The 15,866-nt window shown below is 72.9% G+C and carries 13 protein-coding genes; 2 read left to right on the forward strand and 11 right to left on the reverse strand.

Annotated elements, in window-relative coordinates:
* Window positions 1-265 precede the first annotated feature (265 nt).
* Window positions 266-613 carry a hypothetical protein gene (locus ACFWPT_RS28320; RefSeq protein ID WP_380485217.1) on the reverse strand — a complete coding sequence of 116 codons (348 nt, stop codon included), beginning with the start codon at window positions 611-613 and terminating at the stop codon, window positions 266-268.
* Window positions 614-742: 129 nt separating this feature from the next.
* Window positions 743-1,606: a hypothetical protein gene (locus tag ACFWPT_RS28325; protein WP_380485219.1), complete on the reverse strand. Its 864-nt coding sequence runs from the start codon at window positions 1,604-1,606 to the stop codon at window positions 743-745.
* Window positions 1,607-2,148: 542 nt separating this feature from the next.
* Between ACFWPT_RS28325 and ACFWPT_RS28330 the strand changes: the two genes are divergently transcribed.
* The gene (locus tag ACFWPT_RS28330) at window positions 2,149-4,320 is read left to right on the forward strand and encodes a tetratricopeptide repeat protein (protein ID WP_380485221.1); all 2,172 of its coding nucleotides are present in this window, start codon (window positions 2,149-2,151) and stop codon (window positions 4,318-4,320) included.
* Here the strand turns inward: ACFWPT_RS28330 and ACFWPT_RS28335 are convergent.
* From ACFWPT_RS28335 to ACFWPT_RS28345, 3 genes are all read right to left on the reverse strand, one after another.
* A complete protein-coding gene (locus ACFWPT_RS28335) occupies window positions 4,304-5,548 on the reverse strand; it encodes a hypothetical protein (RefSeq protein WP_380485223.1) in 1,245 nt (414 codons plus the stop codon). The genes ACFWPT_RS28330 and ACFWPT_RS28335 overlap by 17 nt on opposite strands.
* Before the next feature lie 694 nt (window positions 5,549-6,242).
* Window positions 6,243-6,440: a ferredoxin gene (locus ACFWPT_RS28340; protein WP_380374170.1), complete on the reverse strand. Its 198-nt coding sequence runs from the start codon at window positions 6,438-6,440 to the stop codon at window positions 6,243-6,245.
* Between the two features lie 40 nt (window positions 6,441-6,480).
* A complete protein-coding gene (locus ACFWPT_RS28345) occupies window positions 6,481-7,680 on the reverse strand; it encodes a cytochrome P450 (protein ID WP_380374167.1) in 1,200 nt (399 codons plus the stop codon).
* Between the two features lie 232 nt (window positions 7,681-7,912).
* Between ACFWPT_RS28345 and ACFWPT_RS28350 the strand changes: the two genes are divergently transcribed.
* Window positions 7,913-8,476, forward strand: coding sequence for a MarR family winged helix-turn-helix transcriptional regulator (locus ACFWPT_RS28350; RefSeq protein ID WP_380485225.1), 564 nt, complete (start codon window positions 7,913-7,915; stop codon window positions 8,474-8,476).
* 68 nt (window positions 8,477-8,544) lie between these two features.
* On the opposite strand, the gene ACFWPT_RS28355 is transcribed toward ACFWPT_RS28350, so the two are convergent.
* The 6 genes from ACFWPT_RS28355 to ACFWPT_RS28380 form a co-directional block, all read right to left on the reverse strand.
* Complete coding sequence (locus ACFWPT_RS28355; protein ID WP_380485252.1) at window positions 8,545-9,774, reverse strand: PLP-dependent aminotransferase family protein; 1,230 nt, start codon at window positions 9,772-9,774, stop codon at window positions 8,545-8,547.
* 65 nt (window positions 9,775-9,839) lie between these two features.
* Window positions 9,840-11,042, reverse strand: coding sequence for an alpha-hydroxy acid oxidase (locus tag ACFWPT_RS28360; protein ID WP_380485227.1), 1,203 nt, complete (start codon window positions 11,040-11,042; stop codon window positions 9,840-9,842).
* The gene (gene hppD / locus ACFWPT_RS28365) at window positions 11,039-12,136 is read right to left on the reverse strand and encodes a 4-hydroxyphenylpyruvate dioxygenase (protein WP_363374059.1); all 1,098 of its coding nucleotides are present in this window, start codon (window positions 12,134-12,136) and stop codon (window positions 11,039-11,041) included. The genes ACFWPT_RS28360 and hppD overlap by 4 nt, the downstream gene beginning before the upstream one ends.
* Before the next feature lie 52 nt (window positions 12,137-12,188).
* On the reverse strand, window positions 12,189-13,487 hold the full coding sequence (locus ACFWPT_RS28370; RefSeq protein ID WP_380485229.1) for an MFS transporter: 1,299 nt from the start codon (window positions 13,485-13,487) through the stop codon (window positions 12,189-12,191).
* A gap of 207 nt (window positions 13,488-13,694) precedes the next feature.
* Window positions 13,695-14,708, reverse strand: a complete 1,014-nt coding sequence (locus ACFWPT_RS28375) for a pyridoxal phosphate-dependent aminotransferase (RefSeq protein ID WP_380485231.1) — start codon at window positions 14,706-14,708, stop codon at window positions 13,695-13,697.
* Window positions 14,708-15,754 carry a class I SAM-dependent methyltransferase gene (locus ACFWPT_RS28380; protein ID WP_363374052.1) on the reverse strand — a complete coding sequence of 349 codons (1,047 nt, stop codon included), beginning with the start codon at window positions 15,752-15,754 and terminating at the stop codon, window positions 14,708-14,710. The genes ACFWPT_RS28375 and ACFWPT_RS28380 overlap by 1 nt, the downstream gene beginning before the upstream one ends.
* Window positions 15,755-15,866: the final 112 nt, after the last annotated feature.

Consider the following 15,866-nt stretch of genomic DNA (forward strand, 5'->3'; position numbering starts at 1 on the left):
CGCGATCTCCATGTCCATCGCCTCGCACACCGCCCGTGCCCGCAACGGTGCGTCGGCTGCGGCGAACACCGCCATGATCTGCTGGTAGGTCGGATGATTCGGCAGCTTCGCGGTCGGCGGCGCGGCGGCTGCGGATCGGGCAGCTCCAGCAGCGTCTTGTGGGTGATCCGGCTCTCCGCCCAGGCCGCCTCGGCCTGCGCAGCGATCTCCCGCTCCCGCTCCTTCAGCCGTACCAGCACCGCCCCCAAGGTCAGCTCCCCGTCGGTCATGCGCCGCGCCAGGTGGGGGTGGAGGTCCCGGTGAGCATCCTCGGCATCCGGTCGCTTATGGCCCAGGACGCCCTCGACTCGGCCGAGGCGGGTCGATGCTCGTGGTCACGCACCAGCCTGCGGTGCAGCATCAAGACCTCGTTCGTCTGCTCCACCACCCATCTCTTGGGCTGCGGAACGAACCCGGCGTCGCCGGGGTTGCGCTTCACGACTTCGACCTCGATGCCCACCTGAGCCCCGTAGTCCTTGACGGTGCTCTTGAACCCCTGGTCCACCAGGGCCTTCTTTATGGTGCTCGGCTCGGTGCCGGCAACCACCCTGTCCAGCAGCGCGGTGCTGAACATACCGCCCTCTGAGACCATCACTCCAAGGCCTGAGGTGAGCTGGATCAACCGTTGGTCCGCAGGGCCAGGCGGCGTTCGCACCATGAGGTCGCACCTCTTGCTCAGTTGGAGCCAACGCCGGGTCGCTGTTCAGGTCGTCTTGGCGGGCCATGTCGTCACGTCGAGGTTCAGAGCACCGTAGATGTAGTCGGGGTACGAGAAGTCGGTGATCTTCGCGGCAGTGACTGCTCCTTCGCTGGTCATCATGCAAAGAGTCGCCCCGGCGCGAATGCCCATCGCGCGGGTCTTTTCCTTGTCACCTGTGTCGTTGGTGAACTCCTTGATGCCCCCGGTGCGAGCAGCTTCCCGGCACGTCTGCTCCGTGACTTCTGCTCCAGGAGGTAGCGCGGTGGCCAGGTTCCCGAAGATCACTGTTGGGGCGCCGATATCGTGCACCACGATCTCCGAAGCCTTTCGCTCCTTCGGCGTCATGGCGTCCCAGTCGTCGGCTGTGACCAACATGGATACCGGCTTGGTCTCTGGGGCATCCAGGTCGATCAACTGGTAGCCGTCCTTCACCCGAGCGATACGAAGCGAGACGCTGCGAGGTTTCGGCGGCGACACGGCGGCGGCGGTGGGAGTGCTGCTTGCGGCGACCGGTGGTGCAGGCAGGGATGTACGGGCTTCCGCTGATGGGGCTGGTGTTTGAGCAGAAGCTGTGGAGGTCGGCGTTGCTGCGGCCTGGATGCTCGCCGAATTCTTCTGGGCGGAAAGGGCAGTGATGATCGATGGAAGTGCCGCGATAGCACCCAGGGCCGCGACGCCGACAAGGAGCTTTACCGCGAGGCGCCGACCCTCCGGGGTGTCCGGAGCGTCGAGGTGGAAGCCACGACTCGAGAGCCGGAGGCGGAAGCGCCCGGGCGGCTCCGGCGAGCCTGTTTGGCGGGCGCCCGAACCCGGCTGGCTCGGTTGCCGTCGCCTGCGAGGCGGCTTCGGGGAGTCGGGTGGGTTCATATCAGCTCCTGAGGTGAAGCCTGAGTGAGGAAGAGAGTTTGACAGAGATTCAGGCTCTCTTGGTAAACCCCCAACCCCTCGTTCGCGTTCTGGCAGATCGGCGACAAGTGGATCACCGAGGACCGCAACAGCGGCAACGTTCTCGACCACCCCGAAAGCTGGACCGACGCCCACCTGGTGGACAAGCAGACCGGCAACGCCAACCAGCTGTGGACGGTGAGCGAGGAGGGCTGGAAGTCTGCTGGGTCGCGGGGGCGGTGGCGTTGGCGCGGCCGTTGAGGATGATGTTCTCCATGAATGCGGCTGGTGCGGCGGAGGACGCCTTGTTCAGCGCGTGGAGGGCCGGGCGGGTCGCGAGTCGGGTGTAGGCGTCGTGGGCGTCGGTCTGCGGGGAGGGGGGGGAAGGGGGGAGCGGAACCGGATCCGGCTGTGGGCAAGCGGGCTGGTGCGCGCCCGTGGTGGGGTTCGGCAGGCTACCGTGGGGCCGGACGCGAGGGTGCGGCGGTGCTGGTCGGGTGCCGCGATGGACCAGGGGGTGTGGGGTGTTGGAGCCGGTGTCGCTGTCGGCGGTGGCCGCTGTTTTCGGCGCCGTGGGTGCGAGCGTGGCGAACGAGGCCGGTAAGTGGGCCTGGGAGTCGGCGGGTGCGTTCGTCCGCCGGGTGACGGGACGGGATGTGCCGGCGCCGACCGATGCCGCCGAACGGGCCGCCGTGGCGCAGCTGTTGCTGGATGTGGCCGAGTCGGATCCGGCGCAGGCCAGGGCGCTTCGCGCCTGGCTGGGCGGCCAGGGCGGGGCCTGGTCCGGGCCGTTGGCGACGCCCTCCCTGCTGCCGCCCTCCGACCGCTTCTTCACCGACCGGCGCAAGGTGTTGGCGTTGTTGGACAAGGAGGCCGGACGGAAGGCGGACGGCACGCCCCGCGTCAGCGTCCTGTACGGACCTCAGGGGATGGGCGTGAGCACCGCGGCCGTCCACTGGGGTGCGCAGCAGCGGAAGCGGTTTCCGCACGGGCAGCTCTACGCGGACCTCTCCGGCGGGTCGCTGGCCACCGCACCCGATGCGGCCGCCGTGCTCCGGCAGTTCCTGATCCACCTCGGCATGCCGGCGGACCGGGTTCCGCCGGCCGCTCAGGACCGGGTCGAGCGGTTCCGGTCGCTGGTCGCCGAGCGGCAGTTGCTCGTCGTGCTGGACCACACCCGGTCGGCGGCCCAGGTCCGGCCGTTGATCACCGCGGCTCCGGGCGTCGTCACGGTCGTCGTGGCCCGGCGTCCGCTCACCGGTCTCGACGCCGTCCCGATCCCGGTGGGGCCGCTGTCCGACAAGGACGCCAGGCGGCTGCTCACGGACCTCGTGGGGAAGGAGACCGTCTCCGCCGCCGGCCCCGCCCTGTGGGGCGTCCTCGAACGGTGCGAAGGATCGCCCTTCGCCCTGCGTGCCGCGGCTCCCCGGCTGGCGTTCGTCCCCCAGCAGCGCCGGGGCCGGGGCGGTGGTGGTGACGGCGGCGGCGATGCCCATGTGGGTGATCCGGTGCGGGCCGCCGTGCAGGAGTCGTACGAGGCGCTGGAGCCGGAGGAGGCCCGGCTGTTCCGGCTCTGCGCCTTGCGGCCGTGGCCGGCCGTCGGTCCCGAGCTGGCCGTGGCGGTTGTCGGACCCCATGGAACTGGCGGGCTCACCGTCGAGCGCGCTGGTGTCCTGCTGGCCGGGCTCGCCGAGGCCGGCCTGGTGGAGGCCACGCCCGACGGCCGCTACCGCTACCGGCCCGCCGTGCGCCGGTTCGCCGAGGAGCAGGCGGCGCGGGAGGACGGTTTGGCCGCGTGCGCGGGTGCGGTGACGCGTGCCGTGGAGCACCTGCTGCGCTTCGCCGTCCGGGCCGACTACGCGGCGTTGCGGGAGCGTTGGCACGTCGGGCCGCTCTACCGGGAGCTCGGGCCCGGTGACTACCCGGACGCCGGTGCGGCGTTGGCCGCGCTGGCCGCGGAGGTGGGCAACCTGGTCGAGGCGGTGCTCGCCGCCGAGGAGTTGGCCGCGCCGGCCACGGTGTGCGAGCTGGCGGAGGCGTCGTGGGCGGTGCAGCTCAAGGCCGGTCGGCACGAGACCTTGTTGCCGGCGCTGCGAACCGCCGTGCGGGCGGCGGTCGCGCACGACCCGGACTCGGCGATGGCCGGCCGGATGCACACCCAGCTGGCGTTCGCCCTGATGGAACTGGACCTGCTGGCCGAGGCCGAGAGCTGTCTGGTCGACGCCTCCTCGGCGTTCGAGCGGGCCGGTCACCTGCTGGGCCGGGCCACGGCCGTCGAGTCGCTCGGGCTGCTGAGGCTTCGGCAGTGGCGGTGGCAGCCCGCGTACGACTGCTTCGAGCAGGCCGACGGACTGCTCGGGTCGATCGGTCCGGACCACGAGCGGGCGGGGGACGTTCCGCGGGCCCGGGCGCTGCTGAAGCGGCACCGGGGGCGGGCGCTGCGAGGCCTGGCCGAGTACGAGCGGGCCCGGACCTGGCTGACGGAGGCGTTGTCCGAATTCCGGCGTCTGCGCGACAACTACAACGCGGCCCGCACCCTCACCAATCTCGCGGAGACCTGGGCGGACACCTCGGCGACGGAACAGGCGCTGGCCGCGATCGACGAGGCCGCCGCGATCCTGGACCGTGAGCAGGCGGAGCCCCATCTGCGCTACCTGGCGGGCCTGCGGCAGCAGTGCCTCACGGAACGGGACTGACCAGGACCGCGTGGGACGCGCCGCCGGTGCGCACCGTCAGCTCCATCCGCGGCAGCGGACGGGGGATGGTGGTGCCGTCCACCTGGGCGAACAGTGCCGAGGCGGCCGCCGCCGGGTCGAGCGAGGGGCTGGTGAGGCGGACGAATCCCCGGTCACGCAGCAGTACTTCACAGGTGCCCGGACCGGAGACGAAGGCCGCGAGCGAGCAGTTCGGGTAGCGGGCGAGCGTCGCCGCGGCCCACTCCCGGGGCGGGCCGATCCGGGGGTCGTCGGCCTCCCCGTACCGGAGGATCGCGTCGGCCAGACCGAGGAGGCCCTGGTCGAGGGTGTCCTCGTGCACCGCGAGGTGATCGGAGCCGGGCCCGGAAGGCCCGTACCGGCCTTCGGCGACCCGCTCGATGGTGACCTCGTGCGGGCGGGGACCCGGGCGGGTACGGACCCGCAGCGGCACGGTTCGGGTCGGTGGCCGGTAGTCGGGGAGTGGGAGCAGGTCCAGGAGAGCCGGCTCTGTCGGCTCGGGCAGTCCCATGACCTCGTAGAAGAGCGAACGCAACAGGCCGGCCGCCTCGCCGGGTGCTGATGTCGTCAATTCGCTGGTGCTGGTTATGGGTTGATGGAGCGCCAGGAGTCGGTTCAGCTGCGGCAGCAGAGGGGAGTCCAGGGCGAGTCTGGGGGCTTCGCGGACGAAGGCTGCCACCGGTGAGGTGGCGCCCAGGACTTCGTCGGAGGCCGTGCCGAGCAGGACGGGGGTGCCCAGTGCCGCGGCGTAGTAGCTGACCGAGCCGAAGTCCCCGATCACCGCGTCGGCGGCGACCAGTGCCTGCCGCCAGCTGTCCAGGGGGTCGATCAGGGTGAGGCCGGCCCGCTCGGCGCGGTCCAGCCAGAGGCGGACCTGGCCGGGGCCGTGGCCGTGCCAGATGTTCGGGTGGAGGACGGCCGCCACCCGGTAGTCGTCGACCGGGAGTTCGGTGGCGAGGCGGTCGAGCAGCCACGGCAGCGGGTCGTTCGCGCCGGCGTCACCGAAGAGCGACTGCGGGTTCCAGGTGGAGTTGAGCACGATGAACCGCTGCCCGGGTCGGACGCCGAACGCGCGGCGATGGCGTTCGCGGCGCGGAAGGGCGGCCAGGATGCGGTCGAAGCAGGGGTCGCCGCCGAGCACCGCCGTCGGAGCGGCCTCGGGGCAGGCTTCGCGCAGCCGGCCGAGCTGCTCGGGGTGGGAGAGCACCATCGCCCGGGCGAGCGGAACCCCGTCGGACAGCAGCCACTCGGGCGCCAGGCCGAAGACAGGGGCATGCGGCGTGTTCGGTGTTCGGTGTTCGGTGTTCGGTGTTCGGTGTTCGGTGTTCGGTGTTCGGTGTTCGGTGTTCGGTGTTCGGTGTTGCGAGCTTTTTATTGTATCCGACTCCGTGTGAGAGGACGACCAACTTCCCTTGGAAGCCCGATAGTTCACCGCCGAAGCTGGCCGACAGGGCGAGGTCGACGGGGGTCTGCTTGGCCTGCTCCCACGGAAGTACCGGAACCCCGAGGGAGCTCAGCAGCTCGGCGACTCCTGCGCTGAAGGGGGACGATCCCGTGCAGGAGGCCAGTAACTGGATCCTGAGGTCGTCGCGGAACAGTGGAACGACGTCCAGGAGCCGGGTCGCGGAGGTCACGTTGTGGACGACGAGGAGAACGCGGCGGCAGCCACCGCGGGTGGTCCACCTCGAAGCGTCCTCGCCCACCGGAACCCGGATCCAGTCGGTCACCAGCCCTGCCAACCCGCCGCTCCTTCGATGCTCGCCGCCTCCCCCGCGCGAGGCCCGTCCATTGTTCCACGGCGTGGATGTCGAGGATCGGCCTCGGTCGGGGTCCGGTCGGTTCGGCCGGGCCCGACGCGCGGTCAGGGGCGCCGCTCGGCGGCGGGTTGGTGGGGTGGGGGGTGGTTACGGCTGGTCGAGCCGGATGGCTGCGGCCGGGCAGACCGCGGCGGCGTCCTGGACGGCCTGGTGGAGGTCGGCGGGGGGTGCGGCGTCGAGGAGGACGACGATGCCGTCCTCGTCGCGCTGGTCGAAGACCTCGGGGGCGGCGAGTACGCAGTGGCCGGCGCCGCAGCACTTTTCCTGGTCGATGTGGATGAGCATGGCTTTCCCTTCGGAGGATCGGTTCGGACGCGGGGGGCCGTTACCAGGCGAGGGGGAGCTCGTGGACGCCGTAGATGAGCATGTCGCCCCGGAAGCGGATCTCCTCGAACGGTACGGCCAGGCGCAGTTCGGGCAGTCGCTGCAGGATGGTGTTCAGCGCGATCTGCAGTTCCAGCCGGGCCAGGGGCTGTCCGAGGCACTGGTGGACGCCGAAGCCGAAGGCCAGGTGGAGGCGCGCGTCGCGGGAGAGGTCGAGTTCGTCGCCGTCGGGGAACTTCTGCTCGTCCCGGTTCGCGGTGCTGATCATGCAGATCACGCCCTCGCCCGCCCGGATCCGGACGTCGCCGATGGTGACGTCCTCGGTGGCGACCCGGGTCAGGCCGGAGTGCACGATGGTGAGGTAGCGCAGCAGTTCCTCGACGGCGCCGGCGACCGACTCCGGGTGCTCGCGCAGGTGGGCGAGCTGGGTGGGGTTCTGCAGCAGGGCCAGGATGGAGAGTGCGGTCATGTTCGCCGTGGTCTCGTGTCCGGCGACGAGCAGCAGCCGGCCCATGGCGCCGATCTCCTCGGTGCTCAGCTCGCCGCGGGCGACCAGGCGGCTGAGGATGCCGTCGTCGGGCTCGGTGCGCTTGGAGTCGGTGAGCTTGACCAGGTAGTCGGCCAGGTTCTTCTGGGCGATCTGCACCTCTTCGACCGAGGAGTCGCGGCGCAGCAGGACCCGGCTGCACTCCTGGAAGAAGTCGTGGTCCTGGTAGGGGACGCCGAGCAGCAGGCAGATGACCAGGGACGGCAGCGGCAGCGCGAACTCGTGGACCAGGTCGCCGGAGTTGCGGCCGGCGGTCAGCTCGTCGAGCAGGTCGTCGGCGATGCGCTGGACCTCGGGGCGCAGTGCCTCGACCTTCTTGATCATGAATTCGCTGGTGAGCATCCGGCGCAGCTGGGCGTGCTCCGGGTCGTCCATCCGGATGAAGGTCCGCTGGCCGGTGCTCAGCTGTCGGGCGCCGGCGCTGATGAACGGGAAGCCGGGTCGGGCGGCGTCCGAGCTGAAGCGGGCGTCGCTGAGCACGGCCTTGATGTCGTCGTGGCGGGTGACCAGCCAGCTGGGGGCGCCGTCCCAGAGGGCGATCCGGCTGATCGGTTCGTCCTGCTGGGCCTGCTGGTAGGCCGGCGGCGGGTCGAACGGGCAGCCGCCACGGGCGGCGGGGTGGGTGAACTGGGGGTGGTGAGCGGCGGTGGCCATCATGGGCTCCCTTCACGGAGCGGATTTGCCGGTGGCGCCGAGCGGATGGGCCTGCGGTGCCGTGGGGTAGCGCCCGGGACCATTGCATGCCCTAAGCAACTAACTCACCGTCACGCTAACTCGCGGTCAGTGGTGGCGAAAGGGTCCATCCGGTGGCGAACGAATCTGTCCGGAAACCGGTCAGTGGTCGAGAGGGGAGCCACTCCTCGAACGGGGTCGCTACAGTTCCCCCATGCCGGACGCAACAGACAATCCGACCGCCACCTCCGAACTGGAGGAGGTGCTGGCCTCGCTGGCCTACCTGCTGACCCGCTCGCAGGAGCACGAGCGCCAGACGGCGCGGGCCGGCATCACGGCGGCGCGCTCGGACGTCTACCTGCTGCGCGCGCTCGCCGAGGCCGAGGAGGTCAGCCGGGTGGGCGACCTGGCCGCCCGGTTGATGGTCAAGCCCTCCCACGTCACCCGGCAGATCGACCGGCTGCAGACCCAGCAACTGGTGGAACGCACCCCGGACGCGCTGGACCGCCGGGCCCGCCAGGTGGCGCTCACGGCCGAGGGGCGGGCGATGCTCAACCGTCTGAAACAGGCCAACATCGCCGGTCTGGCCAATGCGCTGGACGGCATTCCGGCACCGGACGTCGCCGCCACGGTCAGCGTGCTGCGCCACTTGGTGGACCGGTACGTGCGGCAGGTCCGGATCAAGATGCTGTCCGAGGACGCCACGCCGGCGGACCGGGCGGTCGGGGGCGTCGGGGGCGTCGGGGGCGTCGACTCGGGCTCGTCCCACTGCCCCTGACGCGAGGGCCCGGCAAGGGAGGGGGCGCCGGAGCGGGCGCCCCCTCCGAGGTCAGGACCGTGTGGCGATCAGGACCGTGCGGCGATCAGGGCGGCCAGCCCGTCCAGCCCGCGGTCGACGGTGTCCGGGTCGACCTGGCTGACGGAGAGCCGCAGTTGCCGCTCCCCGCCCGCGCCCGGGTAGAAGTGCGACATCGGGGTCCAGATCACCCCGTACTCCGAGGCCGAGAGTTCGAGCAGTGCGTCGTCCACCGCGAACGGCACCGTGACCACCAGGAAGAACCCGCCGCGCGGCTCGTTCCAGCTCACCCCGCTGCCGGGCGGGAATCGCCGGGCCAGGCCCGCCAGGACGAGCGCGAGGTTGCGCCGGTAGAGCGCGGCGACCTCGGTGTTGGCGGCCCGCAGGCTGTAGCCGTGTTCGAGCAGTGCCCCGCCGATCACGGCCTGGGCGATCGGTGAGGTGTTCACCGTGGTCATGCTCTTGATCATGCCGAGCAGGTCGGCCAGCAGGTCGGTGCCGCCCGCGCCGTCGGCCACCGGCTGGTCCGCCACCACGTACCCGACCCGGGCGCCCGGGAGGGCCGTCTTGGCGAAGGAGCCGAGGTGGACGACCCGCTGTTCGGTGTCCAGGGCCTTGAGCGAGGGCAGCCGCTCCTCGCCGGCGAAGACGCAGTACGGGTTGTCCTCCAGCAGGAGGAAGTCCTCCTCGGCGGCCAGGGCGAGCAGCTCCCGCCGCAGCTCCAGCGGCAGGCTGGCCCCGCTCGGGTTGGCGACGTCCGGCACCAGGTAGAGGGCGCGCGGGCGCAGCCCCTCGGCCCGGGCGGCGGCCAGTTGGCGGCGCAGGTCGGCGAGGTCCACGCCGTCCGGGCCGTCGGCCACCGGCCGTACCGGGAGGTCGGCGAGCAGCGCCGCGCCGGTCAGCCCCACGTACGTGGGCGAGACGGCGAGCACCACGTCCTCGGGGCCGCGGCGCAGTGCCCGCAGCACCAGGAACATCGCCTCCTGGCAGCCCACCGTCACCACGATCGACTCGGCGGGCACCTCGATGCCCTCGTCCACCGCGAGGTGGGTGGCGATCAGCTCGTGGATGATCCCCTTGGTCCGCCCGTACTGGAGCACCTGCCGCCGGGCCGCCTCCTCGGAGAGCCCGCGCTCGGCGCGCAGGTGGGCGACGTAGCGGTCCAGGTGGCGGTGGACGGCGTCGAGTTCGAAGAACTGCTCCGCCGGGCGGCCCGCGGCGAAGGAGACCGCCTCCGGGTAGCGGATGGAGATCTCGTTGAGCAGGTTCATCGAGGTCATCGCCGGGTCGGCGAGGGAGGGGTGCAGGTCGGCCCGCAGCAGGCCGCGGGGTGGGGCGGTGGTGGTCACGGGGCACTCCAGGTGGGGCAGGGCATGGGGGTGGTGCGCAGCGCGGCGGCCGCGCTCAGGTCGGCGCAGCCCGCGAGGCCGAGCGCGTGCCGCAGCTCCGCGGCCAGCAGGTCGAGCACGTGGGCGCAGCCGGCCTCGCCCCGGGCCGCCAGGCCCCAGATCATCGGGCGTCCGAGCAGCACCCCGGACGCCCCGAGGGCCAGGGCGGTGAGCACGTCCGAGCCGCCGCGTACCCCGCTGTCCAGCAGCACCTGGCAGTCGCGGCCGGCCAGCGCCTCGGCGACGGCGGGCAGCGCGGTGATCGAGGGGACGGCCCGGTCGAGCTGGCGGCCGCCGTGGTTGGACACCACCACGGCCTCGGCGCCGAGTTCGGCGGCCCGCACCGCGTCCGCCGGGTCGAGCACCCCCTTGACCATCAGCGGCAGGCTGGTGTGCTCGCGCAGCCAGGCGAGATCCGCCCAGGTGACGGCGGGGGAGAGCAGCTCGGCGGTGTGCGCGGCCACGGCCGAGACGGCGGTGGTGGCCTGGTGGGCCCGCCCGGCGGCGCCGTCTTCGAGCAGGACCGCGCGGACGTCCGCGGGCAGCGCGAAGGCGTTCTTGGCGTCGCGCAGGCGGCGGCCCATGAACGGCACGTCGGCGGTGACGACCAGGCACTCGCTGCCCGCCGCCTCGGCCGCCGCGACCAGGTCGAGCAGCCGCCCCCGGTCGCGCAGCCAGTACAGCTGGAACCAGAGCGTGGCTCCCGTCGCGGCCAGGTCCTCGAAGCCGACGCTGCTGAGCGTGCCGACGGTGAACGGCACCCCCGCCGCGGCCGCCGCCCGGGCCGAGGCCAGCTCGCCCTCGGGGTGGAACAGCCGGTGGTACGCGACGGGCGCCACCGCCACCGGCAGGCTCGCGCGGCTGCGCACCAGGGTGGCGGCGGTGTCGCAGGCGGAGACGTCGGCCAGCACCCGGGGCACCAGGGCCAGTTGGTCGAAGGCCGCCCGGTTGCCGGCGAGGGTGCGCTCGCGCTCCGCGCCGCCCTCCAGCCAGTCCCAGACCTCGGGCGCGAGCGCGGCCCGGGCCGGCTCCGCGTACTCGGCGACGGAGAGCGGCTGGGTGGAGGGTGGCTGGGAGGGGAGCGGCTGGGTGGAGGGCGACGGGGTGGAGGGTGACGGGGCGGGGGAGGGCTGGTGCCCGGTCAGGGCCGGCGCGTTCATCCGGCCACTTCGCTGGCGCTGCGCTGGAGTTCGACGGCCTCGTAGAGGGCGCGGACGTTGTTGCTGCCGAAGGTGCGGGCCCGGATGCGCTCGATCACCTCGAAGAAGAAGGTGCCGCGCGGGTGCTGGGAGCGGGTGAAGATCTGGAACAGCTGGCCGTCGTGGTCCTGGTCGACCAGCAGGTGCAGGGCGCGCAGCTGGTCGAGGGAGTGCCGCAGCGGCGTCAGGCGGGCGGGCAGCGCGTCGAAGTACGCGCCCGGGGTGCGCAGGAACGGCACGCCGCGCTCCGCCATCGCGGAGACGGAGTGCACGGCGTCGGCGGAGGAGAAGGCCACGTGCTGCACCCCGGCGCCGCCGTGGTCGGCGAGGAAGGAGGCGATCTGGCCGCCCGCGTCCGGGCTGAGCGGCTCGATCAGGGTGAGCGTGACGCTGTGGTCGGTGCTCTGCACGACCGCCGAGTCCATGCCGAGCGCGCCGACCTCGATCCGCTCCTCGAAGATCATCCGGAAGCCGAAGACCTCGCAGTACCGGCGGACGGTCTCGCGCAGCTCACCGGAGGGGACGCAGACCGCGAAGTGGTCGACGGAGCGCAGCCCCGTCGTACCGGCACCGGTCACGGGGGCGGCGTCCGGCAGGCCGGGGATCCGGTCGGCGGGGGCCTCGGGGCCGCGTTCGATCAGGGTGTGCACCACGTCGCCGAAGGCGCCGACCACCGCCGTGACGCAGCCGTGCGCGGCCTGCGGCGGGCGCAGCCCGTCGGCGCCCCGGCCGGTCAGCGTCCGGTAGGCGTCGGCGGCGTCCGGCACCCGCAGGGCCAGTGCGCCCACGCCGTCGCCGTGCCGGGCCAGGTAGTCGGTGGCCGGGTGGCCGCCGGCCAGCGGCTGGGTGAGCAGCAGCCGGACGGTGCCCTGCCCGACCAGCGCCGAGAGGCAGCGCTCGGCGGCCTCGCCGCGCTCGGTGGGCGGGACGAGCAGCTCGAAGCCGTACTCGGTGGTCAGCCGGGCGGTCTCGGCGGTGAGGTCGGACAGGTAGAACTCGACGTGGTCCAGTTCGACGGGGAGCGGGGCGGCGGTGGGTGAGGAGCGGTCGGTCATCTGAGGAGCTTTCTGGTGAGGAGGAGAGGAGGTGTCGGGGGTGATCGGGCGATCAGGTGCGCTGGAGGTCCGGGGCGCTCCCGGGCTCGGTGGGGCTCGCGGAGTCGGCCGGGGGCTCGGTGGAGCTCTCGGGCTCTTCGGGGGCCTCGGTCCCGGCGGGGGCCTCGGGCTCGGTCGGGGCCTCGGGCTTGCCGAGCAGGTGGACGGCCGCGAGCAGGGCGCCGAGCACCATCACGGCCAGCACGACCCGGAAGTCCAGGGCGGCCACCAGCCCGGAGCCGACGCCGACCGCGAGGGCCTGCGGGGCGGTGAGCGAGAGGTTGACGGCCGCCTGGGCGCGGCCCATCAGCTGGGGCGGCGTGGCCGCCTGGGCGGCCGTGGCGAGGCCGACCATGGCGGCCGGGATGCCCGCCCCGGCGATCACCAGGCCGGCCGCCACCACGGGGAGGGACGGCGCGAGCAGCAGGACCGTGCCGAGGCCGAACACCACCGACCCCGCCATGACCGTCCGGCGCGGCCCGAGCCGGCCGATCAGCAGACCGCCGACCACCGAGCCGCCCAGCGCCCCGACCGCCTCGATCGTCTCCAGCACGCCGAGGAACTGCGGCGGGCGGTGCAGCCCGTGCTGGGTCAGTGCGAACAGCACCGGCTGGAGCAGGCTCAGCACGAAGCCCGTGACGGCGGTGGCCGCCACCAGCGGGCGCAGCCCGGTCGCGCCGCGCAGGTGGGCGAAGCCCGCCAGCACCTCGGTGCGCCACCGGCGGCCCGAGGGCTCCGGCCTGGGCTCGTCCGCCCGCAGGCCGAGGAAGGCCAGGGCCGCCAGCAGCAGCACGCCGAGGTCGGCCAGCGCCACGGCGCGCCCGCCCAGCCAGCTGTAGAGGCCCGAGCCGAGCAGCGGCGCGACGAGCGTGGTGCCGGCCCGGGCGCTCTGGGTGAACCCGGCTGCTGCGCCGAAGTCCTGACGGTCCGTCAGGATCGTACGCAGCAGGGCGCTCTGCGCCGGGGCCAGCACGGCCCCGGCGAGACCGCAGAGCGAGGCGGTGCAGTAGATGATCCAGACCCGGTCCGGACCGTCGACGAGCAGCAGGGGCGTCAACCCCACCGCCACCACCAGGTTGACCCCGACCAGCAGCGGCCTGCGCCGGACCCGGTCGGCGAGCAGGCCGCCCAGCGGCAGGAGCAGCAGCGGCGCGGCGAAGCAGAACAGCACCAGCCCGGCGGCGGAGTTGCTGCCGGTCAGCACCTTGGCCCAGATGCCGAGGGCGATGGAGAGGGCGCTGTCGCCGAGGACGGACAGGGTCTGCCCGGCGAGGTAGCGCCGGAACTCCGGGCGGGCCAACAGCGGGTGCATCGCGGTTCCTTCGCTGCGCCGACGGCGCTTCGGGGTGCTGGACGTGCTGGACGTGCTGTGTGTGCCGTGTGTGCCGAGTTGCTGGGCTGCTCGGCGCGTGGGGCGCGGACGGTGCGCCCTCACGCGCCGTGCGCGGGGACGTGCGGGATGTGCGGGACGTGCGGGGAGGTGCAGGGATGCGCGGGGATCCGCGGACGCGGGGTGCGGTCAGGGAGCGGCGGGCGCGGTGGCGCCGAAGCCCTCGATCACCGCGTCGTTGGCGTCCTTCTCGCCGACGGCGATCCGGATGCCCTGCCCGGCGTAGTAGCGGACGGCCACCCCCCGGCGCTCCAGCTCCGTCCGCAGGGGGAGCTGGTCACCAGGCGCGACGACCCAGAGGAAGTTGGTCAGGCTGGGCGCCACCGTCCAGCCCAGCCCCAGCAGTTCGGCCCGCAGGCGCTCCCGCTCGGCGGCGATCTCGGCGATCCGCCGGTCCACCTCGTCCTGGGCCGAGACGGCGGCCAGCAGGCCCGCCTCCTGGAGCCGGTTCACCGCGTACGGGACCTGGTGGTCCCGCACCCGCTGGGCCACGGACTCCTTTGCGAGCGCGTAGCCGATCCGCAGGGCGGCGATGCCGTGCGACTTGGAGAGGGTGCGCAGCACCACCAGGTTCGGCCACTCGGCGATCCGGTCCGGGACGGCCGGGGCCGCCCAGTCCCGGGCGAAGTCGACGTACGCCTCGTCCAGCAGGATCAGCGCCGTGGCCGGGACCAGGCGGAAGAAGTCCGTCAGCTCCGCCCAGGAGTAGACCGTGCCGGTCGGGTTGTGCGGGTTGCACAGCACGACGATCCGGGTGCGCTTGTCCAGCCGCTCGGCCATCGCGGCCAGGTCGTGCCGGGCGTCGGGGCCGAGCGGGACGGCCCGGGCCTCGGCCCGGGCGATCTCGCAGAACAGCGGGTACGCGTCGAAGCAGGGCGCCGAGTGCACCACGTTGTCGCCGGGCTCGACGACGGCGTGGAAGAGGTCCAGTGCCACGCCCGCCGAGCCGTGGCCGACCACGACCTGGCCGGCCGGGACGCCCTGCCAGTCGGCGATGATCCCCTCGATCCGCTGCGGGCGGAAGTCCGGGTACCGGTGCAGGTCGCCGGCGGCCGCGGCCAGGGCGGCCACGACGGACGGCAGCGGCGGGCCCGGGTGCTCGTTCTGCGCCAGCAGGTGTCTGGCGGCGGGGGCGGCGGCCATCAGTCGGCCTGGAGGACGTAGAGCCAGGAGTGCGGGGTGGCCAGCGCCTCGACGCGGTCGATCCGCAGCCCGGCGTCGGTGAACAGCTCCTCGTACGTCTCCTTGGTGTGCAGCGGGACGCCCATCATCGCGTGCGCCAGCTCGAAGCCGACCGAGAAGACCGGCAGGGCGCTCTGGGACTCGCCCGGGCCGCGCAGCATGGTGTCGCCGAGCACGAAGGTGCGGGCCTTCGGGAAGGCCTCCCGCATCCGGGTGAAGATCGAGGAGCGGGTGGCCGGGTCGGCCAGCAGGTCGTGCAGCAGGAAGAAGCTCATCACGGTGTCGACCTCGGCCACCTCGGCGGCCTCGGCGTCGTTGTCGATCTGGGTGCCGAGCAGGCCCAGGACGTCGGCCCGGACGGCGGTGACGCGGTCCTGCATCCCGGCCGTGACGATGTCGCGGCGGGCGATGTCGGTGGCCGGGCGGCTGATGTCGATGCCCAGGCCCCGGGTGCCCTCGCGCTGCCCGACCACCCGGCGCACCCGGGCGGAGGTGCCGCTGCCCAGGTCGGCGATGGTGCGGAAGTCGATGCCGGAGAGCACGTCGGTCAGCTGCGCGGCGAACAGCGACTGGTCGCACTGGGCGGAGCCGAGGGCGACCATCGCCTCGTCGCGCAGGACGTCCTCGCTGTAGCGGTGCGTCCCCGCGCTCAGGTGCCCGGCGCGGCCGAACACGTCGTGGTACCCGCCGACGGCCCAGGTGAAGTAGCCGCGTGCGGCGGCGACTTCGAGACCGACCTCGGTGGGCACGTAGGCGGCGCCGTCGGCCTTGACGTAGCCGCAGTCGGCGGCGGCGCGCAGGACGGCCTCGGTCCGGGCGGTGTCGCCGCCCTGGGCGGTGGCCTCGACGGCGGAGAGCGGCTCGCCGCGCCCGAGCTTCTCCAGGACGCCGATCCGGTCCAGCGCGAAGATCACGTTGGCGGCGATGAAGCCGTTGTAGGCGTCGGTCGACGTGATCGGCGACGGGGTGACGCCGCGCCAGGTGTCGGGGATGGCGGCAGTGGTCATGGTGGTGTCCGTTTCTCGGTGGGCGGGCCGGGTGCGGCCCGCGCGGTGGGTGCAGGTCGGTGGCCTGCGGTCGGAAGGGATGCGAAAGTCGGCGGGTCGGGAGGCCGGTCGG

It is taken from the genome of Kitasatospora sp. NPDC058478, assembly GCF_042720345.1.
Lineage (GTDB): Bacteria > Actinomycetota > Actinomycetes > Streptomycetales > Streptomycetaceae > Kitasatospora.

Bases quoted from the DNA above. Each gene is read 5' to 3' on its own strand.
- ACFWPT_RS28350 (WP_380485225.1), top strand. From the start codon at position 7,913: ATGCCGGACGCAACAGACAATCCGACCGCCACCTCCGAACTGGAGGAG.
- hppD (WP_363374059.1), bottom strand. From the start codon at position 12,136: ATGACCGACCGCTCCTCACCCACCGCCGCCCCGCTCCCCGTCGAACTG.
- ACFWPT_RS28375 (WP_380485231.1), bottom strand. From the start codon at position 14,708: ATGGCCGCCGCCCCCGCCGCCAGACACCTGCTGGCGCAGAACGAGCAC.
- ACFWPT_RS28325 (WP_380485219.1), bottom strand. From the start codon at position 1,606: ATGAACCCACCCGACTCCCCGAAGCCGCCTCGCAGGCGACGGCAACCG.
- ACFWPT_RS28360 (WP_380485227.1), bottom strand. From the start codon at position 11,042: ATGAACGCGCCGGCCCTGACCGGGCACCAGCCCTCCCCCGCCCCGTCA.
- ACFWPT_RS28380 (WP_363374052.1), bottom strand. From the start codon at position 15,754: ATGACCACTGCCGCCATCCCCGACACCTGGCGCGGCGTCACCCCGTCG.
- ACFWPT_RS28320 (WP_380485217.1), bottom strand. From the start codon at position 613: ATGTTCAGCACCGCGCTGCTGGACAGGGTGGTTGCCGGCACCGAGCCG.
- ACFWPT_RS28345 (WP_380374167.1), bottom strand. From the start codon at position 7,680: ATGGCCACCGCCGCTCACCACCCCCAGTTCACCCACCCCGCCGCCCGT.
- ACFWPT_RS28370 (WP_380485229.1), bottom strand. From the start codon at position 13,487: ATGCACCCGCTGTTGGCCCGCCCGGAGTTCCGGCGCTACCTCGCCGGG.
- ACFWPT_RS28355 (WP_380485252.1), bottom strand. From the start codon at position 9,774: ATGACCTCGATGAACCTGCTCAACGAGATCTCCATCCGCTACCCGGAG.
- ACFWPT_RS28340 (WP_380374170.1), bottom strand. From the start codon at position 6,440: ATGCTCATCCACATCGACCAGGAAAAGTGCTGCGGCGCCGGCCACTGC.
- ACFWPT_RS28335 (WP_380485223.1), bottom strand. From the start codon at position 5,548: ATGGTGCTCTCCCACCCCGAGCAGCTCGGCCGGCTGCGCGAAGCCTGC.